Here is a 22,847-nt window from a genome sequence, read left to right as displayed (position 1 = left end):
CCTCCAGCTCCTGCCTCTGCGGTCTCCTGCGGTTCGTCTGGCACTCGCCGACGGTGAGTGCCAATGGTCCCCGGCTCAGTGTACGGCCGGTGGGTACGGCCCCGGCAAGGGCGCTAGCGTCGGGCTCATGGAACGTATCGACTGGGCAGGGACGGGTTGGGAGGAACTGGCTCCGAACGTGGGGCGGATCCGGCTGCCCGGCTGGGACTGCACGACCGGCCTTGTGGTGGGGGACGGCGCGGCGCTGCTGATCGACACCGGATCCTCACTCGGTGAAGGCGCCCGGCTGCGCGCGGACACCCGGCGCCTGCTGGGAGCACACGCAAGGGTGACGCACGTCGCTCTGACCCACCCGCACTTCGACCACGTCCTCGGCACGGCGGCGTTCGCCGGCGTCGAGGTGTACGGGGCCGTGGGCATCGACGCCGTCTTCGCGCACGGCAGCGAGGAGATCTGCGCCACCGCCGTGCGGCACGGCATCGACCCGGAGCGGGCGGCCGAGGCCACCGACCTGCTGGTCACCCCGCACCACCGGGTGTGCGGCGAGTGGACGCTCGACCTGGGCGGCGGCCTGCAGGTGCTGCTCGCGAACCTGGGCCCCGCGCACAGCGGCCACGATCTGGTGGTCCTGGTCCCGGGCCGGCCGGAGATCGTCTTCTGCGGCGACCTGGTGGAGGAGTCGGGCGAACCGCAGGCGGGTTCGGACGCGGCGCCGCGCCGCTGGCCGGCGGCGCTCGACCGGCTCCTGTCGCTCGGCGGCGAGGACGCGGTCTACGTGCCGGGGCACGGTTCGGTGGTGAATGCGGAGTTCGTCCGTGCGCAGCGCGCCACACTGGCAGCCCTTTCCGGCGTGTCGTAGCCCAGTCCCGCGCACCCCTCATATCGTCGGCCCAATGCGCCCACCCGTCTCCCGCCACCACCCCTCCGAGGGCCCTTCGGGCCCGCAGCGTCGTCTGTACTCAGCCGATCTGACCCCTCCCTGGAAGCGGAACAAGCCCGCCCCGGAGGTCCCCGCCGAGCACGACCTCGTCGTGGAGGAGGTCACGACGGGCTTCTGCGGTGCGGTCGTGCGCGTCGAGAAGTCGGCGCAGGGGCCGACCGTGACCCTGGAGGACCGCTTCGGCAAGCACCGGGTGTTCCCGATGGAGCCGCGCGGATTCCTCCTGGAGGGCAAGGTCGTCACGCTCGTCCGGCCCACGGGAGCGGCGCCGGTGCGCCCCACACGCACCGCGTCCGGTTCGGTGGCGGTGCCGGGTGCCCGCGCCCGGGTGGCGCGGGCGGGCCGGATCTACGTGGAGGGCAAGCACGACGCCGAGCTCATCGAGCGGGTCTGGGGCGACGACCTGCGCATCGAGGGCGTGGCCGTGGAGTTCCTGGAGGGCGTGGACGACCTCCCGGCGATCGTGGCGGAGTTCGCGCCGGGCCCCGACGCGCGCCTCGGCGTCCTCGTCGACCACCTGGTGCCCGGCACCAAGGAGTGGAAGATCGCACGGTCGGTGACGAGCGGGCACGCGCTGATCGTGGGCCACCCGTACATCGACATCTGGGAGGCGGTGAAGCCGTCGTCGGTGGGCATCGACGCCTGGCCCCGCGTCCCGCACGGCCAGGACTGGAAGACGGGCGTGTGCCGGGCGCTGGGCTGGCGCGTGGCGAACACCGGCGAGGCGTGGCAGCACATCCTGTCGCGGGTCCGCTCGTACAAGGACCTGGAGCCCGAACTCCTCGGCCGCGTCGAGGAGTTGATCGACTTCGTCACGGCCCCGGCCCCGTAGACCCGCCCGGCCGACGGCACGGGGCGAGCGCCACGACCGGCGCCCGCCCCGGTGCGGCTCAGTCCGGCTCAGTCCACCAGGTCGCGCACGACCCCGTCCGCCAGCAGCCGCCCGCGCAGGGTCAGCACGGCCCGCCCCGCCCCGAAGGGCCCGCCCTCCAGCAGCCCGTCCGCCAGCGCCTTGCGCGCCGCCGCCAGCCCGGCCGGTTTCAGCAACGACAGCGGGCACCCGTCCTTCAGCCGCAGCTCCAGCAGGATCCGCTCGACCCGCCGGTCCTCCTCCGCGAGCACCTCACGGCCGGCCCCGGGCGACCGCCCCTCCGCGAGGGCCGCCGCGTACGCCCCGGGGTGCTTCACGTTCCACCACCGCACCCCGCCCACGTGCGAGTGCGCCCCCGGCCCGGCCCCCCACCAGTCGGCCCCGCGCCAGTACAGCTCGTTGTGCAGGCAGCGGGCGGCCTCGGACGTGGCCCAGTTCGACACCTCGTACCAGTCGAACCCGGCCGCGGCGAAGACCTCGTCGGCGATCAGATAGCGGTCGGCGTGCACGTCGTCGTCGGTCATCGGCACCTCGCCCCGGCGGATCCGCCGCGCGAGCTGCGTGCCCTCCTCGACGATCAGGGCGTACGCGCTGACGTGGTCGGGCCCGGCGCCGATCGCCGCGTCCAGCGAGGCCCGCCAGTCGTCGTCCGTCTCCCCCGGCGTGCCGTAGATCAGGTCCAGGTTCACGTGCTCGAACCCGGCGGCCCTGGCCTCCGCGACGCACGCCTCGGGCCGGCCGGGCGTGTGCGTGCGGTCGAGCACCTTCAGGACGTGCTGCCGGGCGCTCTGCATCCCGAACGACACCCGGTTGAAGCCGCCGGCCCGCAGCTCCGCCAGGTACGCCGGGTCGACGGACTCCGGATTGGCCTCGGTGGTCACCTCGGCGTCGTCCGCGAGCCCGAACTCGTCCCGGATCGCCCCCAGCATCCGGACGAGGTCGGCGGCGGGCAGCAGCGTCGGCGTGCCGCCGCCGACGAAGACGGTGCGCACCGGGCGCGGGTCGTCGCCGAGCACCTTCCGGGCGAGCCTGATCTCGTCGGTCAGGGTGTCCGCGTAGTTGTCGCGGGAGGCGAGCACGCCTCCGCTGCCGCGCAGCTCGGTCGCCGTGTACGTGTTGAAGTCGCAGTACCCGCAGCGCGTGGCGCAGTACGGGACGTGCAGGTAGAAGCCGAGGGGGCGGTCGCCGGCCGCGGCGAGCGCGGAGGCCGGGAGCGAGCCGTCGTCGGGCACGGGCTCGCCGTCGGGAAGTACGGAAGGCATGCCCCCATTGTCCCGCCTCCGGGAAACCCGCCGCGCCGGTCACCCACCGACCGCCCGCCCGGCCACCTCGCCGGTCACCCGCCGACCGCTGGACCGGCCTCCTCGCCGGTCGCCTCGCCGGTCACTCCGCCTGGAGCACGAGCAGCGCCAGATCGTCGTCCGGCGGGCTGTCCGCGAAGGCGTGCACCAGGCGCCGGATGCGCTCCGCGAGCAGCGGCGCGGTGAGTCCCGCGCACCCGGCGAGGGCCTGCGCCAGCCCGTCGCCGTCGTCGAACTGGTGGTGTCCCGAGCGGCGCTCGGTCACCCCGTCGGTGACGCAGAGCAGGGTGTCGCCGGTGCGCAGCTCGAAGGTCTCGCTGGTGTAGTCCGGGTCGTCGACGACGCCGAGCAGCACCTGCGGCGCGGCCGCCGCCACGACCTCGCCGCCCGGCCGCATCAGCAGCGGCAGCGGATGCCCGGCTGAGGCGAGCGTGCAGCACACCCCTGCCCCGCCCCCGGACCCGTCGTCATAGGGCGTCAGCTCGCCGTAGAGGAGCGACAGGAAGCGGGAGCTGGAACCTTCCGGCGGAACGCCCTGACCGCCCGCCGCGGCGAGGGCGCGGGCCGCGGCGTCGGCGGCCTCGGTCGCGTCGTCGAGCAGCAGCCGGTTGAGCCGGTCGAGGACCTGGGCGACCGGGTAGCCCTCGCGGGCCAGGAGCCGCAGCCAGGGCCGGGCGAGGCCGATGACGACGGCCGCCTCCGGGCCCTTGCCCTGGACGTCGCCGAGGGCGAAGCACCAGCGTCCGTCGCCCGCCGGGAACACGTCGTAGAAGTCGCCGCCGGGGCCGCCCGCCTCCTTCGGCTCGTAGACGAGGGCGGTCTTCATGCCGGGGATCTCGGCGATGGAGGTGGGCAGCAGACCGCGCTGCAGGATGCGGCTGATGGTGGCCTGCCGGGTGAAGCGGCGGGCCGCGCTCACCGCGAGGGCGACGCGGCGGCTGAAGTCCTCGACGAGCCCGGTGACCTCGTCGGGGAACCGGACCAGGCCGGTCCGCCCGATGAGCAGGATGCCGAGGGTGCGGCCGCCCGCGGACAGCCGGTAGGCGAGCGCGGCGCCGGAGTCCTCCAGGCCGGCGCCGCCCCGCGCCTCGAAGGGCCAGGGCACCGGGAAGGCGGCGGAACGCACGGAGTCGGGCAGCCGCGGCGGCTCCTTCTCCAGGATCCGGCGGAGGTCCTCGGTGCGGTTCTCGTGGGTGTGCCAGACCCGGGCGAGGCGCGGCGCCTGCACCGGTCCCTCGGTGCCGCGCGGATCGTGGTCGAAGGCGCCCGGGAGGCCGCGGCCCTCCTCGTCGTAGAACCAGACCGCGCACCAGTCGGCGAGCCGTGGGACGAGGAGCTGGCCGACGAGGGCGGCGACCATGTCCTCGTCGAGCTGGCCGGCGAGCAGGTCGGACGCCTCGGCGAGGAAGGAGAGCGCGCCGCGGTTGATCCAGTCCCGGTCCTGGGGTGCGCGTCTGGGCACCGGCGCGAGCAGTTCGGCGGCGCGCAGGCCGCGCTGCAGGGCGCGCGCACCCGGCTGCGCTCCGTCCTCGCCGGCGGCGTCGGCCGCGGGGCCGGGGGCGTCGGCGGGCAGCCGGGCCCACACCGTCTTGGTGCCGGGGCGGTACGTGATGCCCCACGAATCGGCGAGGGACGCGACGAGTTGGAGGCCGCGGCCGTACTCGGGGGTCTCGGGGGTGCGCTGGGCCCGGTCGTTGCGGACGGCGCGCGCCGGGTGGTGGTCGGTGACCTCGACGACGAGACCGGCGGGCGTGCCGTCGGGGGCGGCCTCCTCCATCCGGCAGAGCAGCTCGACGCTGGTGCCGGCGTGCACGACGGCGTTCGTGACGAGTTCGCTGAGCACGACGACGGCGTCGTCGATGAGCCGGTCGCAGAGCGTGGCGGCGACGGGCAGCTCCAGTTCGGTCCACTCGGCGAACGCGGCCTTGACGAAGCGCCGGGCGGCGGCCGGGGCCAGCGGGTTTCCGGGCAGCGACGTGCGGGCCACGACCGGTCCCCCGTGCGGGTGGTCCGGCGGTTCCCCGGCGCGGGAGGTGGTCTCCCGCTGAATAGGAATGGACCCCACGGTTCGGCTCCTGAGCAGTTCGGGCATTTACGCCTCAGGCGACATGGACAGAGTGACAGACTGACCACGCCCATAAGCATCGAGTTACCGAAGTGGGCCGCTATGAGTGAGAACAGTGCTATGCGTGTGCCTCAGGACGGACTCGAGGGCGACGACACCATCCGCCCGGCCGACCTCCGACCGCTCCTCGCCGCGATGACGGCTGCCCGCGACGGGAACTTCACCCACGTCACCGACACGTCGGACGGACTGCTGGGCGAGCTCGGCGCGGTCTTCAACCAGTTGATCGACCGCAACACCCATTACAGCGGGGAACTGACGCGGGTCCGCCGGGAGATCGTCCGGCACGGCCGTCTCGACGAGAGACTCGAGGCGAGCCCCGGCCAGGGCGCGTGGGCCACCCGCATCAACGACGTGAACACCATCATCGGTGCCCTGGTCGCCCCGGCGGCCAACGCCACCCGCGTGCTGGACGCGGTGGCCGGCGGCGATCTGACGCAGCGCGTCGACCTGCACGACGGCAACCGCCAGCTCCGGGGAGACCTGCGCAGACTGGGGCGCGCGGTCAACAAGATGGTGGACCAGCTCTCGCTGTTCACCGGCGAGGTCACCCGGGTGGCCCGCGAGGTCGGCACCGAGGGGCGGCTCGGCGGCCGTGCCAAGGCGCAGGGTCTGTCGGGCAGTTGGCGTGACGTGACCGAGGCGGTCAACACGATGGCGTCGCGCCTCACCGCGCAGGTGCGGGACATCGCGCTGGTGACGACGGCGGTGGCGCGGGGCGACCTGACCCGTACGGTCACGATCGAGGCGACGGGCGAGCTGCTCGAACTGAAGCTGACCGTGAACACGATGGTCGACCAGCTCTCCGCGTTCGCCGACGAGGTGACGCGTGTGGCCCGCGAGGTCGGCACCGAGGGCCAGCTCGGCGGCCGCGCCCAGGTCCGCGGCGTCTCCGGCGTCTGGAAGGACCTCACCGACAACGTCAACTTCATGGCGTCGAACCTGACGTCCCAGGTCCGCAACATCGCGCAGGTCACGACGGCCGTGGCCAACGGCGACCTGAGCCAGAAGATCACGGTCGACGCGCAGGGCGAGATCCTCGAACTCAAGTCGACGATCAACACGATGGTCGACCAGCTCTCCGCGTTCGCCGACGAGGTGACCCGTGTGGCCCGCGAGGTCGGCACCGAGGGCCAGCTCGGCGGCCGCGCCCAGGTCCGCGGCGTCTCCGGCGTCTGGAAGGACCTCACCGACAACGTCAACTTCATGGCGGACAACCTGACGTCCCAGGTCCGCAACATCGCGCTCGTGTCGACGGCGGTGGCACAGGGCGACCTCGGCAAGAAGATCACGGTCGAGGCGAAGGGCGAGATCCTCGAACTCAAGTCGACGATCAACACGATGGTCGACCAGCTCTCGGCCTTCGCCGACGAGGTCACGCGCGTGGCCCGCGAGGTCGGCACCGAGGGCAACCTGGGCGGTCAGGCGCAGGTCCGCGGCGTCGCCGGCGTGTGGAACGACCTCACGGCGAACGTGAACTTCATGGCGTCGAACCTGACGTCGCAGGTGCGCAACATCGCGCAGGTGACGACGGCGGTGGCGCAGGGCGACCTGTCCAAGAAGATCTCGGTCGACGCGCGCGGCGAGATCCTGGAGCTGAAGGACACCGTCAACACGATGGTGGAGCAGCTGCGGGGCTTCGCCGACGAGGTGACCCGCGTGGCCCGCGAGGTGGGCACCGACGGCCGCCTCGGCGGGCGTGCAACCGTGCACGGCGTGTCGGGCGTCTGGAAGGACCTGACCGACAACGTCAACTACATGGCGGACAACCTGACTTCCCAAGTGCGCAACATCGCGCAGGTCGCCACCGCGGTGGCCCAGGGCGACCTGTCCAAGAAGATCGACGTCGACGCGCGCGGCGAGATCCTCGAACTGAAGACGACGATCAACACGATGGTCGACACGCTCTCCTCGTTCTCCTCCGAGGTGACGCGTGTGGCCCGCGAGGTGGGTTCCGAGGGCCAACTCGGCGGCCAGGCCCGGGTCGAGGGTGTGTACGGCACCTGGAAGCGCCTGACGACGAACGTGAACGAGCTGGCGTCGAACCTGACCACGCAGGTCCGCGCCATCGCCGAGGTGGCCTCCGCGGTGACCTCGGGCGACATGTCCCGCTCCATCACGGTGGAGACGCAGGGCGAGGTCGCGGAGCTGAAGGACAACATCAACCTGATGGTGGCCAACCTCCGCGAGACGACCCGCGCGAAGGACTGGCTGGAGTCGAACCTGGCCCGTCTGGCAGCGCTCATGCAGGGCCACCGCGACCTGATGGAGGTCGCCGACCTGATCCTGCGCGAGCTGACGCCGCTGGTGAACGCCCAGTACGGCGCCTTCTTCCTCGCCGAGCCCGACGAGGACGACACCCCGATCCGGACGACCATCCCCACCAAGGGGCTCGCGTACATCGCGGGCTACGGCTCGGCGGCGGCCCTCGTCGTCGACACCGGCGGGATGCCGGTCCACGGACTGGTGCGGCAGGCGGCCCTGGAGAAGAAGCGGATCCTGGTGGAGGAGGCCCCGCCGGACTACATCAAGATCAACAGCGGGCTCGGCGAAGCCGCGCCGGCCTCCGTCGTCATCATCCCGATCCTCTTCGAGGACAAGCTCCTCGGCGTCATCGAGCTGGCGTCGTTCTCCCGCTTCTCCGACGTCCACCTGGCGTTCTTCGACCAGTTCGTCAACACGATCGGCGTCGCGATCAACACCATCATCGCCAACTCCCGCACGGAGTCCCTGCTCGGCGAGTCGCAGCGGCTCGCCACGCAGTTGCAGGAACGATCGGACGAACTCCAGCGCCAGCAGGCGGAGTTGCAGCGGTCGAACGCCGAACTGGAGGAGAAGGCCGCCCTGCTCGCGACCTCGTCCCAGTACAAGTCGGAGTTCCTGGCGAACATGTCGCACGAGCTGCGCACCCCGCTCAACTCGCTGCTCATCCTGGCCCGGCTGCTCTCCGACAACCCGGACGGGCACCTGAACGACCAGGAGGTCCAGTTCGCGACGACGATCCACCGCTCGGGCTCGGACCTGCTCCAGCTGATCAACGACATCCTGGACCTGTCGAAGATCGAGGCCGGCCGGATGGACGTCCGGCCCAAGAAGCTCCCCCTCATCAAGCTCCTCGACTACGTCCACGCGACGTTCCGGCCCATCACCCTCGACCGCGGGCTCGCCTTCGAGGTGTCGGTCGGCGAGGACGTGCCGCGCGAGGTGTTCTCCGACGAGCAGCGCCTCCAGCAGATCCTGCGCAACCTCCTGTCGAACGCGATCAAGTTCACCGCGAACGGCAAGGTCGAGCTGCGGGTCAAGCGGATCAAGGACCCGGAGCACCAGTTCGTCCGCGAGACCGACGACCTGATCGCCTTCGCCGTCTCCGACACCGGCATCGGCATCGCCCGCGACAAACTCCCGGTGATCTTCGAGGCGTTCCAGCAGGCCGACGGCACCACCAACCGCAAGTACGGCGGCACAGGCCTCGGCCTGTCCATCAGCCGGGAGATCGCGGGTCTGCTCGGCGGCCGCATCGTCGCCGAGAGCGAGCCGGGCGAGGGCTCCACGTTCACGCTGTACGTCCCCGTGGTCTACCCCGGCCACGAGCAGGCGCCGGACGCGGCGGACGCCGTGCGGCTGCCGGACCAGGCACCCCTCCTCCCGGCGCAGCAGGACCAGTCCCCGGACTCGTACACGATCCATGAGCAGGAGGACAACTGGCCGACGCCGACGAAGCTGGAGCAGTGGAAGACCGGCCTCGCGGGAGAGGTGCTGCCGGGCCGCCGCGTCCTGATCGTCGACGACGACATCCGCAACGTGTTCGCCCTCACGCACGTACTGGGCCGGGTCGGCATGCCCGTCCTGTACGCGGAGAACGGGCGGGAGGGCATCGAGACGCTGGACCGCAGTCCGGACATCGAGCTCGTCCTGATGGACATCATGATGCCGGAGATGGACGGGTACGAGACCATCTCCGTCATCCGCAAGACGCCGCGCTGGGCCGGGCTGCCCATCGTGGCGCTCACCGCGAAGGCGATGCCGGGCGACCGCGAGAAGTCGATCGCCAAGGGCGCCAACGACTACGTGCCGAAGCCGGTGGACGTCGACCAGCTGCTGACCGTGGTCTGCGATCTGCTGGCCCCCTCGGCCGCGGCGACGCCCGAGGACGGCGACGTCACGACCGACGACGTCACCACCGAGGGCGAACCCGCCGAATCGGGACCACGGGAGAACGAGGGAGAACCCGTCGCCCCACCGACGATCGAGTGAGGCACCGTCACCATGACCACTACTGCAGAGTCCAGTTCAACGGATCGGGCCAGCATCCTCCTGGTCGACGACATGGAGGACAACCTGGTCGCCCTGGAGGCCGTCCTGGGATCGCTCAACGAGCCACTGGTGCGGGCCCGTTCGGGCGAGGAGGCCATGAAGGCGCTGCTGCGTCGCCGGTTCGCCGTCGTCCTCCTGGACATCCGGATGCCGGGCATGGACGGCTTCGAGACGGCGACGAACATCAAGCGCCTGGACCAGACGAAGGACACGCCGATCATCTTCCTGACCGGAACGGACGCGGACGCCGGCTATGCCTTCCGCGGCTACGCGACCGGTGCCGCCGACTATCTGACCAAGCCCTTCGACCCCTGGGTGCTGCGCGCCAAGGTGACGGTCTTCCTCGATCTGCACCGCAAGAACCAGCAGCTGGAGCGGCTGCTGGCCCGCGAGCAGCAGCAGTTCGACGCGCTGACGGCCCGGATGACGTCGATCGAGCGCGAGCTGGGGCAGAACCCGAACCCCGAGGTCCGGGCTCTGCGCCATGACATCTCGCAGATGGAGGAAACGCTTCGGACGATGAGACGCCCCTAGGGCGCCTCGTCGTGCGGGCCTCAGCCCTCCCGCGTCCCGGAGTACATCTCGTCGAGCAGCCCCTTGTAGGCGCGCTCGACGACGGGACGCTTCAGCTTGAGGCTGGGCGTCAGCTCGCCGTGCTCGATGTCGAGGTCACGGGGCAGCAGCTTGAACTTCTTGATGGTCTGCCAGCGCTGGAGTCCCTGGTTGAGCTCCTTCACGTAGCCCTCGATGAGCTGCACGGTCGCGGGGGCGGCCACGACGTCGGCGTACGTCTTGCCGTCGAGTCCGTTCTCCTTGGCCCAGTCGAGGATGGCGGGCTCGTCGAGCGCGATGAGGGCGGTGCAGAAGTTCCGGTCGGCGCCGTGCACCAGGATGTTGGAGACGTACGGGCACACGGCCTTGAACTGGCCCTCGACCTCGGCGGGCGCGATGTACTTGCCGCCGGAGGTCTTGATCAGGTCCTTCTTGCGGTCGGTGATCCGCAGGTACCCGTCGACGGACAGCTCGCCGATGTCGCCGGTGTGGAACCAGCCGTCGCTCTCCAGCACCTCGGCGGTCTTCTCGGGCAGCCCGTGGTAGCCCTCCATGATGCCGGGGCCGCGCAGCAGGATCTCGCCGTCGTCCGCGATCCGCACCTCGGTGCCGGGCAGCGGCTTGCCGACCGTGCCGGTCCGGTACGCCTCGCCGGGGTTCACGAACGAGGCGGCGCTGGACTCGGTCAGCCCGTAGCCCTCCAGGATGTGGACGCCGGCGCCGGCGAAGAAGTAGCCGATCTCGGGCGCGAGCGCGGCCGAACCGGACACGCAGGCCCGCAGCCGCCCGCCGAACGCCTCCCGCAGCTTGCTGTACACGAGCGCGTCGGCGACCTTGTGCTTGGACGCGAGACCGAAGGGCACCGAGGCCACGCCGGTCCTGCGGAAGTTGTCCTGGCTGACCTTCGCGTACTCGCGCGCGACACCGGCCGCCCACTGGAAGATCTTGTACTTGGCGTTGCCGCCGGCGCGCGCCTTCGCGGCGACGCCGTTGTAGACCTTCTCGAAGATGCGCGGCACGGCGGCCATGTACGTGGGCTGCACGACCGGCAGGTTCTCGATGATCTTGTCGACGCGGCCGTCGACCGCGGTGACGTGCCCGACCTCGATCTGGCCGCTGGTCAGCACCTTGCCGAAGACGTGCGCGAGCGGCAGCCACAGGTACTGCACGTCGTCCGGGCCGACGAGGCCGGTCGAGGCGATGGCCCTGGCCATGTACGACCAGTTGTCGTGCGGCAGCCGCACGCCCTTGGGCCGCCCGGTCGTGCCGGAGGTGTAGATGAGGGTGGCGAGCTGGTCCTTCTGGATCGCCCCGACGCGGTCCTTGACGACGTCCGGATTCTTCTCCAGGTGGGCGGCGCCGCGGGCCTCCAGGTCCTCAAGAGTGAGCAGCCAGCCGTCGGGGTCGGCGGCGTCCGGCTCCACGCCGGTCGCGTCGATCACGACCACGTGGCGCAGCTCGGGCAGCTCGGCCCGCCGCTCGCGCGCCTTGGCGAGCTGCGCGGCGTCCTCGGCGACGAGCACCTTGGACTCGGAGTCGGCCAGGATGAACGCCGACTCCTCCGCGTTGGTCTGCGGGTAGACCGTGGTGGTCGCGGCGCCCGCGCACATGATGCCGAGGTCGGCGAGGATCCACTCGACCCGCGTCGAGGCGGCGAGCGCGACCCGCTCCTCCGGCTGCACGCCGAGCTCGACGAGTCCGGCGGCGATGGAGTAGACGCGCTGCGCGGCCTGCGCCCAGCTCAGCGACTTCCAGTCGTCGGGCCCTTCACCGGAGGTCACGGGCACTGGATACCGGTAGGCCTCGGCATCCGGCGTGGCCGCGACGCGCTCCAGGAAGAGAGACGCCACGGAGGGCGGACGGTTCTCGATCAGGGTCTGGGTGTCGCTCACGACGTCCTCCGGGGCCCGCGACAGTGCGGCTTGTTCCTAGGCGGCTTGGTCATACGGGGCTTGTTGAATCGCAGCTTGTTTAACTGGCGAGTAACTAGCAAGCAGTGATCAGGGTAAGGGTCACTCGCCCGCCGCGTAAGAGGCTCCGGCACTCAACTTCGACCGGGCCGCCCCAGGAGCCTCCGCCCACACAGGGCCCACACAAAAGCGGTGGGCCCGCCACGCATGTGCGTGCCGGGCCCACCACTCGTTCGGTGCGGAGCGTTACTTCTTGCTCTTGCCGCCCCCGCTGTCGTCGCTGGACAGGACCGCGATGAAGGCTTCCTGCGGCACCTCGACGGAGCCGACCATCTTCATGCGCTTCTTGCCCTCCTTCTGCTTCTCCAGCAGCTTCCGCTTACGGGAGATGTCACCGCCGTAGCACTTGGCGAGGACGTCCTTGCGGATGGCGCGGATGGTCTCGCGGGCGATGACCCGGGAGCCGATCGCGGCCTGGATCGGGACCTCGAAGGCCTGCCGCGGGATCAGCTCGCGCAGCTTGGCGACGAGCCGGACGCCGTAGGCGTAGGCCTGGTCGCGGTGCGTGATGGCGGAGAAGGCGTCGACCTTGTCGCCGTGCAGCAGGATGTCGACCTTGACCAGGTGCGCGGTCTGCTCGCCGGTGGGCTCGTAGTCGAGCGAGGCGTAGCCGCGCGTCTTGGACTTCAGCTGGTCGAAGAAGTCGAAGACGATCTCGGCGAGCGGCAGCGTGTACCGGATCTCGACCCGGTCCTCCGACAGGTAGTCCATGCCGAGCAGCACGCCGCGCCGGGTCTGGCACAGCTCCATGATCGACCCGATGAACTCGGACGGGGCGAGGATGGTGGCGCGGACGACCGGCTCGTAGACCTTGTCGATCTTCCCCTCGGGGAACTCGCTCGGGTTCGTGACGACGTGCTCGGTGCCGTCCTCCATGTCGACGCGGTAGACCACGTTCGGCGCGGTGGCGATCAGGTCGAGCCCGAACTCGCGCTCCAGGCGCTCGCGGATCACGTCGAGGTGCAGCAGGCCGAGGAAGCCGACGCGGAAACCGAAGCCGAGGGCGGCCGAGGTCTCCGGCTCGTAGACCAGCGCCGCGTCGTTGAGCTGCAGCTTGTCGAGGGCGTCGCGCAGCTCGGGGTAGTCCGAGCCGTCCAGCGGATACAGACCCGAGAAGACCATCGGCTTCGGGTCCTTGTAGCCGCCGAGGGCCTCCGTCGCGCCGTTGTGCAGGGAGGTGATCGTGTCACCGACCTTGGACTGGCGGACGTCCTTCACACCGGTGATGAGGTAGCCCACCTCACCGACGCCGAGGCCGTCGGCCGGCAGCATCTCGGGCGAGTTCGTCCCGATCTCCAGCAGCTCGTGCGTGGCGCCGGTCGACATCATCCGGATCCGCTCGCGCTTGTTGAGCTGGCCGTCGATGACACGGACGTACGTGACGACGCCGCGGTACGAGTCGTAGACCGAGTCGAAGATCATCGCGCGGGCGGGCGCGTCCTTCACGCCGACCGGGTTCGGGATCTCGGCGACGACCTTGTCGAGCAGCGTCTCGACGCCCATGCCGGTCTTCGCGGAGACCTTGAGCACGTCCTCGGGCTGGCAGCCGACGAGGTTCGCCAGCTCCTCGGAGAACTTCTCGGGCTGGGCCGCCGGCAGGTCGATCTTGTTGAGGACCGGGATGATCGTGAGGTCGTTCTCCATCGCCAGGTACAGGTTGGCGAGGGTCTGGGCCTCGATGCCCTGGGCGGCGTCGACGAGCAGGATCGTCCCCTCGCACGCGGCGAGCGAGCGCGAGACCTCGTACGTGAAGTCCACGTGGCCCGGGGTGTCGATCATGTTCAGGATGTGCGTATTGCTCTTGTCGTGGGTCGGGGCCCACGGCAGACGCACGGCCTGGGACTTGATCGTGATACCGCGCTCACGCTCGATGTCCATCCGGTCGAGGTACTGAGCACGCATCTGCCGCTGCTCGACCACTCCGGTCAGCTGGAGCATCCGGTCGGCGAGCGTGGACTTGCCGTGGTCGATGTGCGCGATGATGCAGAAGTTGCGGATCAGAGCCGGGTCGGTACGGCTCGGCTCGGGCACATTGTTAGGGGTCGCGGGCACGCAGGGTCCTGTCTCTTGAGGCGCCGTTTGCCTCAGGTCGGCCTCGGTTGGGATCGATACGTAGCTTCCATGGTCCCACGGACCGGGGGCTGGGCACGGTTTGGGCCGGTGGGAGTACGGCTGGTACCGTGGGCAGCTGTGTCTCATGCCCTCTCAGCGCGAGGCACACACTCAGTGAAAATCACCGGTACGGGACCTTCACCGGCCCCGTGCCTGAACCTGCAAAGGCTCATTTCGTGGCGAACATCAAGTCCCAGATCAAGCGGATCAAGACCAACGAGAAGGCTCGGCTGCGCAACAAGGCCGTCAAGTCCTCCCTGAAGACCGCGATCCGCAAGGCCCGCGAGGCCGCTGCCGCGGGTGACGTCGAGAAGGCCGTCGAGGCTCAGCGCGCTGCCGCGCGTCAGCTCGACAAGGCCGTCTCGAAGGGCGTCATCCACAAGAACCAGGCCGCCAACAAGAAGTCGGCGCTTGCTTCCAAGGTCGCTGCCCTCAAGGCCTGAACCTGACCTGATTTGACGCCGGTGGGACCCGGGCGGGCCCTCTCTCATCCGCCCCCGACCGGCACCCCGAGCCGCACGCGACTGCGTTCGCCACGCGGGTGCGGCTCAAGTGATGCGTAACCCGAAGCCCCGCCTCGACGAATCCGAGGCGGGGCTTCGGTCTGTCCGGGTCCCGCGCTGTCGGGGCTTCGGTCTCTTCAGGCTTCGCTAGGTCCGGCTTCCCAGCCCGTCCGGCGTTTGAGGACGAGGGTCGCTACTCTCCAGCCCGTCCGGCGCTTGAGGACGAGGCCGGAGGCCGACAGGGGGGTCTGGGGGCGCAGCCCCCAGGGACGGGACGGGAAAGGGCGGCGGGGGCGAGACTCCCCTACGCCCGCCCCTGCGCCCGGGCAGCCCGAGCAACGGCGACGACCGCCTTCTCCAAGGCGTACTCAGGATCGTCCCCCCCACCCTTGACCCCGGCATCCGCCTCGGCCACGGCCCGCAACGCGACGGAGACCCCGTCCGGAGTCCACCCCCGCATCTGCTGCCGCACCCGATCAATCTTCCACGGCGGCATCCCCAGCTCCCGAGCGAGATCCGCCGGCCGCCCCCCGCGCGCGGACGACAGCTTCCCGATGGCCCGCACCCCCTGAGCCAGCGCACTGGTGATCAGCACCGGCGCGACCCCGGTCGCGAGCGACCACCGCAACGCCTCCAGCGCCTCGGCGGCCCGCCCCTCCACGGCCCGGTCGGCCACGGTGAAGCTGGACGCCTCGGCCCGCCCCGTGTAGTACCGGCCGACGACGGCCTCGTCGATGGTCCCCTCGACGTCGGCGGTGAGCTGGGCCGCGGCGGACGCCAGCTCCCGCAGATCGCTCCCGATGGAGTCCACCAGCGCCTGGCACGCCTCGGGCGTGGCGGACCGCCCGAGCGTGCGGAACTCGCCGCGCACGAACGACAGCCGGTCCGCCGGCTTGGTCATCTTGGGGCAGGCGACCTCCCGGGCCCCCGCCTTGCGGGCCGCGTCGAGCAGCCCCTTGCCCTTGGCACCGCCGGCGTGCAGCAGCACCAGCGTGATCTCCTCGACGGGCGAGCCGAGGTACGCCTTGACGTCCTTGACGGTGTCCGCCGACAGGTCCTGCGCATTGCGCACGACGACGACCTTGCGCTCGGCGAACAGCGACGGGCTCGTCAGCTCGGCGAGCGTGCCCGGCTGCAGCTGGTCGGGGCTCAGATCGCGCACATCGGTGTCCGCGTCGGCCGCGCGCGCGGCCGCCACCACCTGCTGCACCGCGCGGTCGAGCAGCAGGTCCTCCTGGCCCACCGCGACGGTGAGAGGGGCGAGTGGATCGTCGTTTGCAGTCTTCCTGGCCATCGCGGACAAGCATCCCACGCACCACTGACAACCCGGCCCCGGTCGCCCCGGCCTCTAGGGCCTGTCGTCACACTCCCGTCGTCGCCCGAAGGGCGGCCCCGCGGCGTCTGGTGCGTGCGATCGCAAGGCGCCGGAAGGCCCTGGTAGCGGAGCTACCCGGGCCTTTCGGCAACGCGGCGAGCGTGCGTACCAGACACCGCGGGGCAGACGGGAGTGTGACGACAGGCCCTAGGGCTCCTCGCGCCACCCGTCCCACTCGCCCGCGAACGCGTCCAGCTCCTTGGCGTCGAGCCGGCCCTCCGGGTCCTCGACGACCAGCAGCCACTGCGCGTCCTCGGCGTCGTCCTCACCCGCCAGGGCGTCCCGTACGAGCTGGGGCTCCTCGGTCACCCGGAAACGCTCCCCGAGCGCCTCGGCGGCCTCCTCCGCGGCGTCACGGTCGGGCAGCACCAGTACGTGTCTCACATCGCTCACGACACCATTTTCGTGCACGTCGGCGGCGGGACCGCACGGGGTCAGTCCTTCGGCACGATCTGCACGTCGAGATCGATCCTGACGCTGGAGCCGACCACGGCGATGCCGCGCGCCAGCATGGTCTGCCAGCTGACGGTGAAGTCGTCGCGGTGCAGCTCGACGGTGGCGCGGCAGGCGGCGCGGGTCTCGCCCTCCATGCCGTTGCCCAGGCCCAGGTACTCCGCGTCCAGGGTGACCGTGCGCGTCACGCCGTGCAGCGAGAGCGCCCCGGTGATCGCCCAGCGGCTGCCGCCCTTGTGCACGAACCGCTCGCTGTAGAACTCCAGCGTCGGGAAGCGCTCGACGTCGAGGAAGTCCGCCGACCTGAGGTGGTCGTCGCGCATCTTCACGTTCGTGTCGATGGACGAGGCGTCGATGACGACGTGCATCGCGGACTGCTCGATGCGCTCGGCGACGCGCAGGGCCCCCGCGAAGGTGTTGAACCTGCCGTGGATCCGGGCGAGCCCGATGTGCCGTGCCGTGAACGCGATCGAGGAGTGCATCGGCTCGATCTCCCAGTCGCCCGGCTGCGGCAGCTGCGGCGGCGGAGCGACCTGGAGCGTCACGTCACCGAGCGGAGCGTGCCCGCTCTCGGTGACGGTGGCGCTGCCCCGGTACGGCGCGTACCCCTCCGCCGAGACGGCGAGCCGGTAGTCACCGGCGGGCACCGCCGCCATGAACGAGCCGAACGGGTCGGTGCCCCCGCTCACCACCTTGCGCCCCATCGCGTCGCTCACCGCGAACTCGGCGCCCCGCACCGGTTCGTTGACGGGATCGAGGACGCGGCAGCTGAGCACCCCCGCGCTGGGTGGCACCGCCACCGCCGCCAGGGGACTTGTCCGTTGAGCCCGGTTCGTACGGTTTCCCAGCCAGCGGCCGAACATGAACTACCCACCCCAGTGCGCCTTGACGGCTGTCATTGCTACTTGAACGAAGAAGCATTCGACCACCGTTGCGGCTTTCGAGGCAACACGAGCCCACATCGCGGGAATGGAACGGTAGGTGCGACCCTGCCCACGACCGCACCGAATTCATCCTTCCGGTTAGCGTTTGGCCAGCTCAGAGGCATTTCTACTCACGGGTAGCAACAACTCCGACACGGTCCGCCGACCGGTCGGGCGACGGCCACCGAATCCCGTCACGCACAGCCCGTGCACCACCACGGACGGCCACGCGCGGCACCGCCCGCGCCACGGCCGTCTCCCTACACGGCACCCGGCCCGTGCCCACAGCGGCCGATCAGCGACCGATCAGCGATCGAAATGCGCCACCCCCAATCCGTCTCCGCCCCCTCCGTCTCCGTTCAATCCGCCTCCGTTCAATCCGCCTCCGTCCGATCCGCCTCCGTCCGATCCGCCTCCGTCCGATCCATCTGTGTCCGATCCACCTGTGTCCGATCCGCCTCCGTCCCGCCCCTGACCGCCCTTCGCCGCACCGTCCCGTCGCCCGCCCCCGCCGACGACCGCGATCGCGCCGTCCCGGTCCGTTCGCAGCACCGCCGCGCCCCCGGCCCGCAGCGCCGCAACCGTGCGCGGTGCCGGGTGCCCGTACGGGTTGTCCGCCCCGCAGGAGATCAGCGCCAGGCGGGGCGCGGCCCGCCGCAGCAGCTCCGGGTCCTGGTACGCCGACCCGTGGTGGGCGACCTTGAGCACGTCCACCGGGGGCAGGCCGGCCCCCGGCCCGGTTCTCAACAGGGCCCGCTGCGCCGCCGGTTCGAGGTCGCCGAGCAGCAGCATCGTCAGCCCGGCCACCCGCACGAGCAGGGTGACGCTCGCGTCGTTCGGGCCGTCCGGGGCCGGTGCCGGGCCGGGCGGCGGCCACAGCACCCGCCAGTCGAGCGGCCCCGCCCTGCGCCGCTCCCCGGCCCTCGCCCGGACCACCGGCACCCCGTGCGCCGCCGCGAGCCGCCGGACGAGCGCGGCCTGGTCCGCCGGCTCCGGGAACCCGGTCGTCTCGATCGCCCCGACGGACCGTCCCCTCAGCACCCCGGAGAGACCCGCCACGTGGTCCGCGTGGAAGCGCGTGAGCAGCACCAGCGGCACCCGCGTCACGCCCAGCGACCGCAGGCACCGGTCGACGAGGATCGGATCGGGCCCCGCGTCCACCACGACCCCGGTCCCCGCGCCGGCCGCGAGCACGAGCGCGTCCCCCTGCCCCACGTCACACACGACCAGGCGCCAGCCCGGCGGCGGCCAGCCGGTGATCACCCGGGCGAGCGGCGGCGGCTGCACGACCACCAGGAGCAGCAGCACCGCGCAGAGCCCGCTGACCCACGGCGATCCGAGCACCCGGCGGCCCACCACGACGACGACCACGGTGCCGACCGCGAGCAGCGCTCCCCCGCGCCAGCCGCCGGGCCAGTCCACCCCGCTGCCCGGCAGCGCGGCCCCGGTCCTGGCGATGTCCGCGATCCACCCGGCGGGCCAACTCGCGCACCACGCCAGCAGCTCCGCCACGGGCATCGCCACCGGCGCCGCCGCCAGTGCCGCGAACCCGAGCACGGTCGCCGGCGCGACGGCGAACTCCGCGAGCAGATTGCACGGCACCGCCACCAGACTCACCCGCGCCGCAAGGACGGCGACGACGGGCGCGCACACGGCCTGCGCGGCCGCGGCCGCCCCGAGCGCCTCCGCGAGCCGCCCGGGAACCCCTCGTCCGCGCAGCGCGGCGCTCCACCGTGGGGCCAGGGTCAACAGCGCGCCGGTGGCGAGCACCGACAGCAGGAACCCGTAACTCCGCGCCATCCAGGGGTCGTACAGGACCAGCAACAGGACCGCGGTCGCCAGCGCCGGGATCAGGGATCTGCGTCTCCCGGTGGCGATGGCGAGCAGCGCGATCAGTCCGCACGACGCCGCCCGCAGCACACTGGGCTCGGGTCTGCACACGACCACGAACCCCAGCGTCAGCATCCCGCCGAGCACCGCGGTCGTCCTCAGCGACAGGCCGATGCGGGGCGCGAGCCCGCGCCGCTCGACGCGGTGCGCGGTGCCCGGCGGTCCGATCAACAGGGCCAGCAGAATCGTGAAGTTGGCGCCGCTGACCGCCATCAGGTGCAGCAGGTCGGTCTCCTGGAACGCGTCGTGCAGTTCCGGTGTGACGCGGGCCGTGTCGCCGACGACCAGTCCCGGCAGCAGCGCCCGCGCGTCCGCGGGCAGCCCCTGCGTCGCTTCCCGCAGCCCCGCGCGCAAGCTCCCGGCCAGCCGCTGCGGCCCGCTCGGCGCACCCACCACGCGCGGCCGCACCCCCTCTGCGACCCGCAGCACGGCCGCGACCCGGTCACCGCCCCCGAGCGACGGCGCGAGCCCGCCACGGACCCACAACCGCGTGGTCGGCAACAGGGCCAACCACGGCCCACGTCCGCGCCCGGAGACATCGGCCGCGCCGGCGCCACTGGCGCCCTCGGTGTTCCCGGTGCCATTGGTGCCCTCGGAGTCGCTGGTGCTCCCGGTGCCACTCTTGCCCTCGGAGCCACCGGTACTCCCGGGGCCACCGGTACTCCCGCGGCCACCAGTACTCCCGGAGCCACCCGTACTCCCGGGGCCACCCGTACTCCCGGAGTCCCTGGCCTCACGCGGCACGTCGACGATGACCAGCACCGGCGTCCGCGTCCGCCACTCCCGCCCACCGCCCGACGCGGTCACCCGCACCACGTCCGCCTCGATCAGCACGGCGGTCGGCGCCGCGTGATCGCCCTTGATCCTCGGCCGGGTGAGCCGGGGATCGGAGGTGACCTCCAACTCCACGCCCACCCGGGCGTACTGCGCGGCGAGGCCCGGCACCGGGCCCCTGCGCAGATCGGCCCCGTGCAGGCCCGCGGAGGCCGCCGACGCGGCGACACAGAGCAGCAGGACACCGGTACCGGCGCGTACCACACGTCTTGGGCCCGCCCTGGCCAGGCCCAACAACCCCGCCCCCACCGCCGAGCAGACCACCACCACAGCCACGGTCCACCTCACCGGCGCCGACAACGTCACCGCCGCCGTCACCCAGGCCGCGAGCGCGGGCGGCACCAACCTCAGGTCCAGCGGGCCCTCTTGGCGCGGATCCGCGTCGCCGAGCCGCCCCACGGTCGCCGCCGGATCGTCGCCGGAGGGGTCAACTCGCCCTCCCCTCGCGGCCGTACGAGTCATAGGCGAATGAGTCACGGGCGTACGAGTCATGGGCGTACGAGTCGCAGGCGTACGAGTCATGGCCGTACGAGATTCTGCAGATCCTCGAAGCGGCGGTCCCCGATGCCATTGACCTCGCGCAGCTCCTCGACCGAACGGAAACCTCCGTGCTCCGTGCGGTAGTCCACGATGTGCTGGGCCAGGACCGGTCCGACGCCTGGCAGGGTGTCGAGCTGCTCCACCGTGGCCGTGTTGAGGCCGATCGGACCAGCGGCTGCCGTCCCCGCCGCCCCGGCCCCACCGGACTGCGCTCCACCAGCACCACCAACCGCACCCACTGCCCCCGCCCCGGCCGGAGCTCCGACCAGGACCTGCTCACCGTCCATCAGCAGCCGCGCCCGGTTCAGCCCCGTGGTGTCGGCACCCGGGGTCGCTCCCCCGGCCGCCCGCAGGGCATCCGCCACCCGTGCCCCCGCCGGCAGTCGGTGGATCCCGGGCCGCCGCACCTTGCCGCTGACGTCCACCACGATCCCGGCGCCGCCCGTCGCGGCAGGCCCGGGCGCGGGCGAGGGCTCCGAGGAGGCCGATGCCGCACCGCCGTACGCCGCACCGCCGTCGGCCCCGGTCACCGGATCCACCGCGTCCGGCGCCACCGCCCGCACCTCCTGCGGCGCCCGCACCTGTTCCGTGCGTCCCGCCCAGAAGTGCTGCACGGCGAAGAGGGCGGCGACGCCCAGGAGCACGGCCAGCGCGACGGCTCCCCGCCGCTCGATCCCGCACCGGGTCTGCACCCACAGGGGCAACCGGTCGCGCAGGGCGAGCACGGCGCGCGCCCGCCGCGAGGGCACCGGTTCGGATGGAGGCTGCCCAGGCTCGACCGCCTCCGCCTCCGCCTCCGCCTCCGCCTCCGCCTCCGCCTCCGCCTCAACCCCCGTCCCTCGGCCCCGCCCCGGCACTGGCACCGGATCCCGCGCCGAACTCTCACGGGCCCGCGCGACCTCGGTCCGTTCGTGGTCGTACCGGCCCGGCGGCGCGAACAACGCCTCCGCGCGCAGCCGCGTCTCCTCCGCCACGACGCGCCGACGCCGCATGCGCCGCCGGGCGACGCGCTGTCGGTGCTGCCTGTGCTGCTGGTGCTGTCGTGCGCGGCTGTCGGAAGCGGGGCCGCGCCCCGGCCCGCTGGTTGCCCGTGCTGTCCGAGACAGTGATCGAAGTGCCATGTCACGAGACGGTAGGCACTCCGGCACGACCCGGTGGATCTTGGTCAATTCCCGGGGACAACCCACCAGTTGTGGATAACTCAGTCACCCACAACGCCGAACGACAGGCTTTACGACCGCGGCGAGACCACGGCCCCGAGCAACCCGGGCCCGGTGTGCGCCCCGATCACCGCCCCCACCTCACTGACGTGCAGCTCGGCCAGCCCCGGCACCCGGTCGCGCAGCCGGCCCGCGAGCGCGTCCGCCCGCTCCGGCGCGGCGAGGTGGTGGACGGCGATGTCCACCTGTCCGTGGCCCGCGCTCTCGGCGACGATCTCCTGCAACCGCGCGATCGCCTTCGACGCCGTGCGGACCTTCTCCAGGAGTTCGATGCGGCCGCCGTCGAGCTGCAGCAGCGGCTTGACCGCGAGCGCGGAGCCGAGCAGCGCCTGTGCGGCACCGATCCGCCCGCCGCGCCGCAGATAGTCCAGGGTGTCCACGTAGAAGAAGGCCGTGGTGCCGGCGGCCCGCTTCTCCGCCGCGTTCACCGCCTCGTCGACGGTGCCGCCCGCGTCGACCGTCTCCGCGGCCGCCAGCGCGCAGAAGCCGAGGGCCATGGCCACCATGCCGGTGTCCACGACGCGCACCGGGACCGGCGCCTCGCGCGCGGCCATGACCGCGGCGTCGTACGTCCCGGAGAGTTCGGACGACAGGTGCAGGGAGACAATGCCGGTGGCGCCGGACTCGGCGATCCTGCGGTACGTCTCGGCGAACCGCTCGGGACTGGGTCTCGACGTCGTCACCGGCTGCCGCTTCTGCAGGGCCTCGGCGAGCGAGCGGGCGGAGATCTCCGTGCCCTCCTCGAGCGCCCGGCCCCCCAGCACCACGGTCACCGGTACCGCTGTGATGTCGTGGCGTTCCATCGTCCGCTGCGGCAGGTAGGCCGTTGAATCGGTGACGATCGCGACATGGCGGGACATGCACCGGAGATTACCCGCCGTGGCCCGTGGACGGCAGCCCGGCCCCCGCCGCCCGGCCGGTGAC

At 71.8% G+C, this 22,847-nt stretch carries 15 protein-coding genes; 5 read left to right on the top strand and 10 right to left on the bottom strand.

Translation table 11 applies throughout. The features are described from left to right. Window positions 1-127: 127 nt before the first annotated feature. Together RBJ77_RS21200 and RBJ77_RS21195 are read left to right on the top strand one after the other, a co-directional pair. The gene (locus RBJ77_RS21200) at window positions 128-859 is read left to right on the top strand and encodes an MBL fold metallo-hydrolase (protein ID WP_372346487.1); all 732 of its coding nucleotides are present in this window, start codon (window positions 128-130) and stop codon (window positions 857-859) included. A gap of 34 nt (window positions 860-893) precedes the next feature. After that, window positions 894-1,772 (top strand): DUF3097 domain-containing protein, encoded by an 879-nt coding sequence (locus RBJ77_RS21195; RefSeq protein WP_372346486.1) that lies wholly within the window; start codon window positions 894-896, stop codon window positions 1,770-1,772. A 68-nt stretch (window positions 1,773-1,840) separates the two neighbouring features. On the opposite strand, the gene hemW is transcribed toward RBJ77_RS21195, so the two are convergent. Together hemW and RBJ77_RS21185 are read right to left on the bottom strand one after the other, a co-directional pair. After that, a complete protein-coding gene (hemW, locus tag RBJ77_RS21190) occupies window positions 1,841-3,073 on the bottom strand; it encodes a radical SAM family heme chaperone HemW (RefSeq protein ID WP_372346485.1) in 1,233 nt (410 codons plus the stop codon). A 121-nt stretch (window positions 3,074-3,194) separates the two neighbouring features. Continuing rightward, window positions 3,195-5,177, bottom strand: coding sequence for a SpoIIE family protein phosphatase (locus RBJ77_RS21185; RefSeq protein WP_372346484.1), 1,983 nt, complete (start codon window positions 5,175-5,177; stop codon window positions 3,195-3,197). A gap of 195 nt (window positions 5,178-5,372) precedes the next feature. Here RBJ77_RS21185 and RBJ77_RS21180 point away from each other — a divergent pair, with 195 nt between their 5' ends. Both RBJ77_RS21180 and RBJ77_RS21175 read left to right on the top strand, forming a co-directional pair. Beyond that, window positions 5,373-9,491, top strand: coding sequence for a HAMP domain-containing protein (locus RBJ77_RS21180; protein ID WP_372346493.1), 4,119 nt, complete (start codon window positions 5,373-5,375; stop codon window positions 9,489-9,491). Window positions 9,492-9,503: 12 nt separating this feature from the next. Then, the gene (locus tag RBJ77_RS21175; RefSeq protein ID WP_255975698.1) at window positions 9,504-10,085 is read left to right on the top strand and encodes a two-component system response regulator; all 582 of its coding nucleotides are present in this window, start codon (window positions 9,504-9,506) and stop codon (window positions 10,083-10,085) included. A gap of 20 nt (window positions 10,086-10,105) precedes the next feature. On the opposite strand, the gene RBJ77_RS21170 is transcribed toward RBJ77_RS21175, so the two are convergent. Next, complete coding sequence (locus RBJ77_RS21170; RefSeq protein WP_372346483.1) at window positions 10,106-11,995, bottom strand: long-chain fatty acid--CoA ligase; 1,890 nt, start codon at window positions 11,993-11,995, stop codon at window positions 10,106-10,108. Between the two features lie 264 nt (window positions 11,996-12,259). Beyond that, on the bottom strand, window positions 12,260-14,125 hold the full coding sequence (lepA, locus tag RBJ77_RS21165; RefSeq protein ID WP_372346482.1) for a translation elongation factor 4: 1,866 nt from the start codon (window positions 14,123-14,125) through the stop codon (window positions 12,260-12,262). A gap of 236 nt (window positions 14,126-14,361) precedes the next feature. On the opposite strand from lepA, the gene rpsT reads away from it, so the two are divergent. Further along, the gene (rpsT, locus tag RBJ77_RS21160; RefSeq protein WP_255975692.1) at window positions 14,362-14,628 is read left to right on the top strand and encodes a 30S ribosomal protein S20; all 267 of its coding nucleotides are present in this window, start codon (window positions 14,362-14,364) and stop codon (window positions 14,626-14,628) included. Between the two features lie 364 nt (window positions 14,629-14,992). Here rpsT and holA read toward each other — a convergent pair whose 3' ends face one another. The 6 genes from holA to RBJ77_RS21130 form a co-directional block, all read right to left on the bottom strand. Continuing rightward, complete coding sequence (gene holA / locus RBJ77_RS21155) at window positions 14,993-15,982, bottom strand: DNA polymerase III subunit delta (RefSeq protein ID WP_255975690.1); 990 nt, start codon at window positions 15,980-15,982, stop codon at window positions 14,993-14,995. 228 nt (window positions 15,983-16,210) lie between these two features. Next, window positions 16,211-16,456, bottom strand: a complete 246-nt coding sequence (locus RBJ77_RS21150) for a hypothetical protein (RefSeq protein WP_255975688.1) — start codon at window positions 16,454-16,456, stop codon at window positions 16,211-16,213. Window positions 16,457-16,497: 41 nt separating this feature from the next. After that, entirely contained in the window at window positions 16,498-17,379 is an 882-nt protein-coding gene (locus RBJ77_RS21145) for a YceI family protein (protein ID WP_372346481.1), read from the bottom strand. A gap of 366 nt (window positions 17,380-17,745) precedes the next feature. After that, window positions 17,746-20,625 carry a ComEC/Rec2 family competence protein gene (locus tag RBJ77_RS21140; protein ID WP_372346480.1) on the bottom strand — a complete coding sequence of 960 codons (2,880 nt, stop codon included), beginning with the start codon at window positions 20,623-20,625 and terminating at the stop codon, window positions 17,746-17,748. Window positions 20,626-20,681: 56 nt separating this feature from the next. After that, complete coding sequence (locus tag RBJ77_RS21135) at window positions 20,682-21,824, bottom strand: helix-hairpin-helix domain-containing protein (protein WP_372346479.1); 1,143 nt, start codon at window positions 21,822-21,824, stop codon at window positions 20,682-20,684. 110 nt (window positions 21,825-21,934) lie between these two features. After that, window positions 21,935-22,783, bottom strand: a complete 849-nt coding sequence (locus RBJ77_RS21130; RefSeq protein WP_372346478.1) for a DegV family protein — start codon at window positions 22,781-22,783, stop codon at window positions 21,935-21,937. Window positions 22,784-22,847: the final 64 nt, after the last annotated feature.

This window comes from Streptomyces sp. KL116D, from assembly GCF_030766975.1.
In the GTDB taxonomy this organism is placed as follows: Bacteria; Actinomycetota; Actinomycetes; order Streptomycetales; family Streptomycetaceae; genus Streptomyces; species Streptomyces longispororuber_A.
The sequence above is the reverse complement of the archived record's forward strand: the minus strand, read 5'-3'. Positions and strand labels throughout refer to the sequence as shown.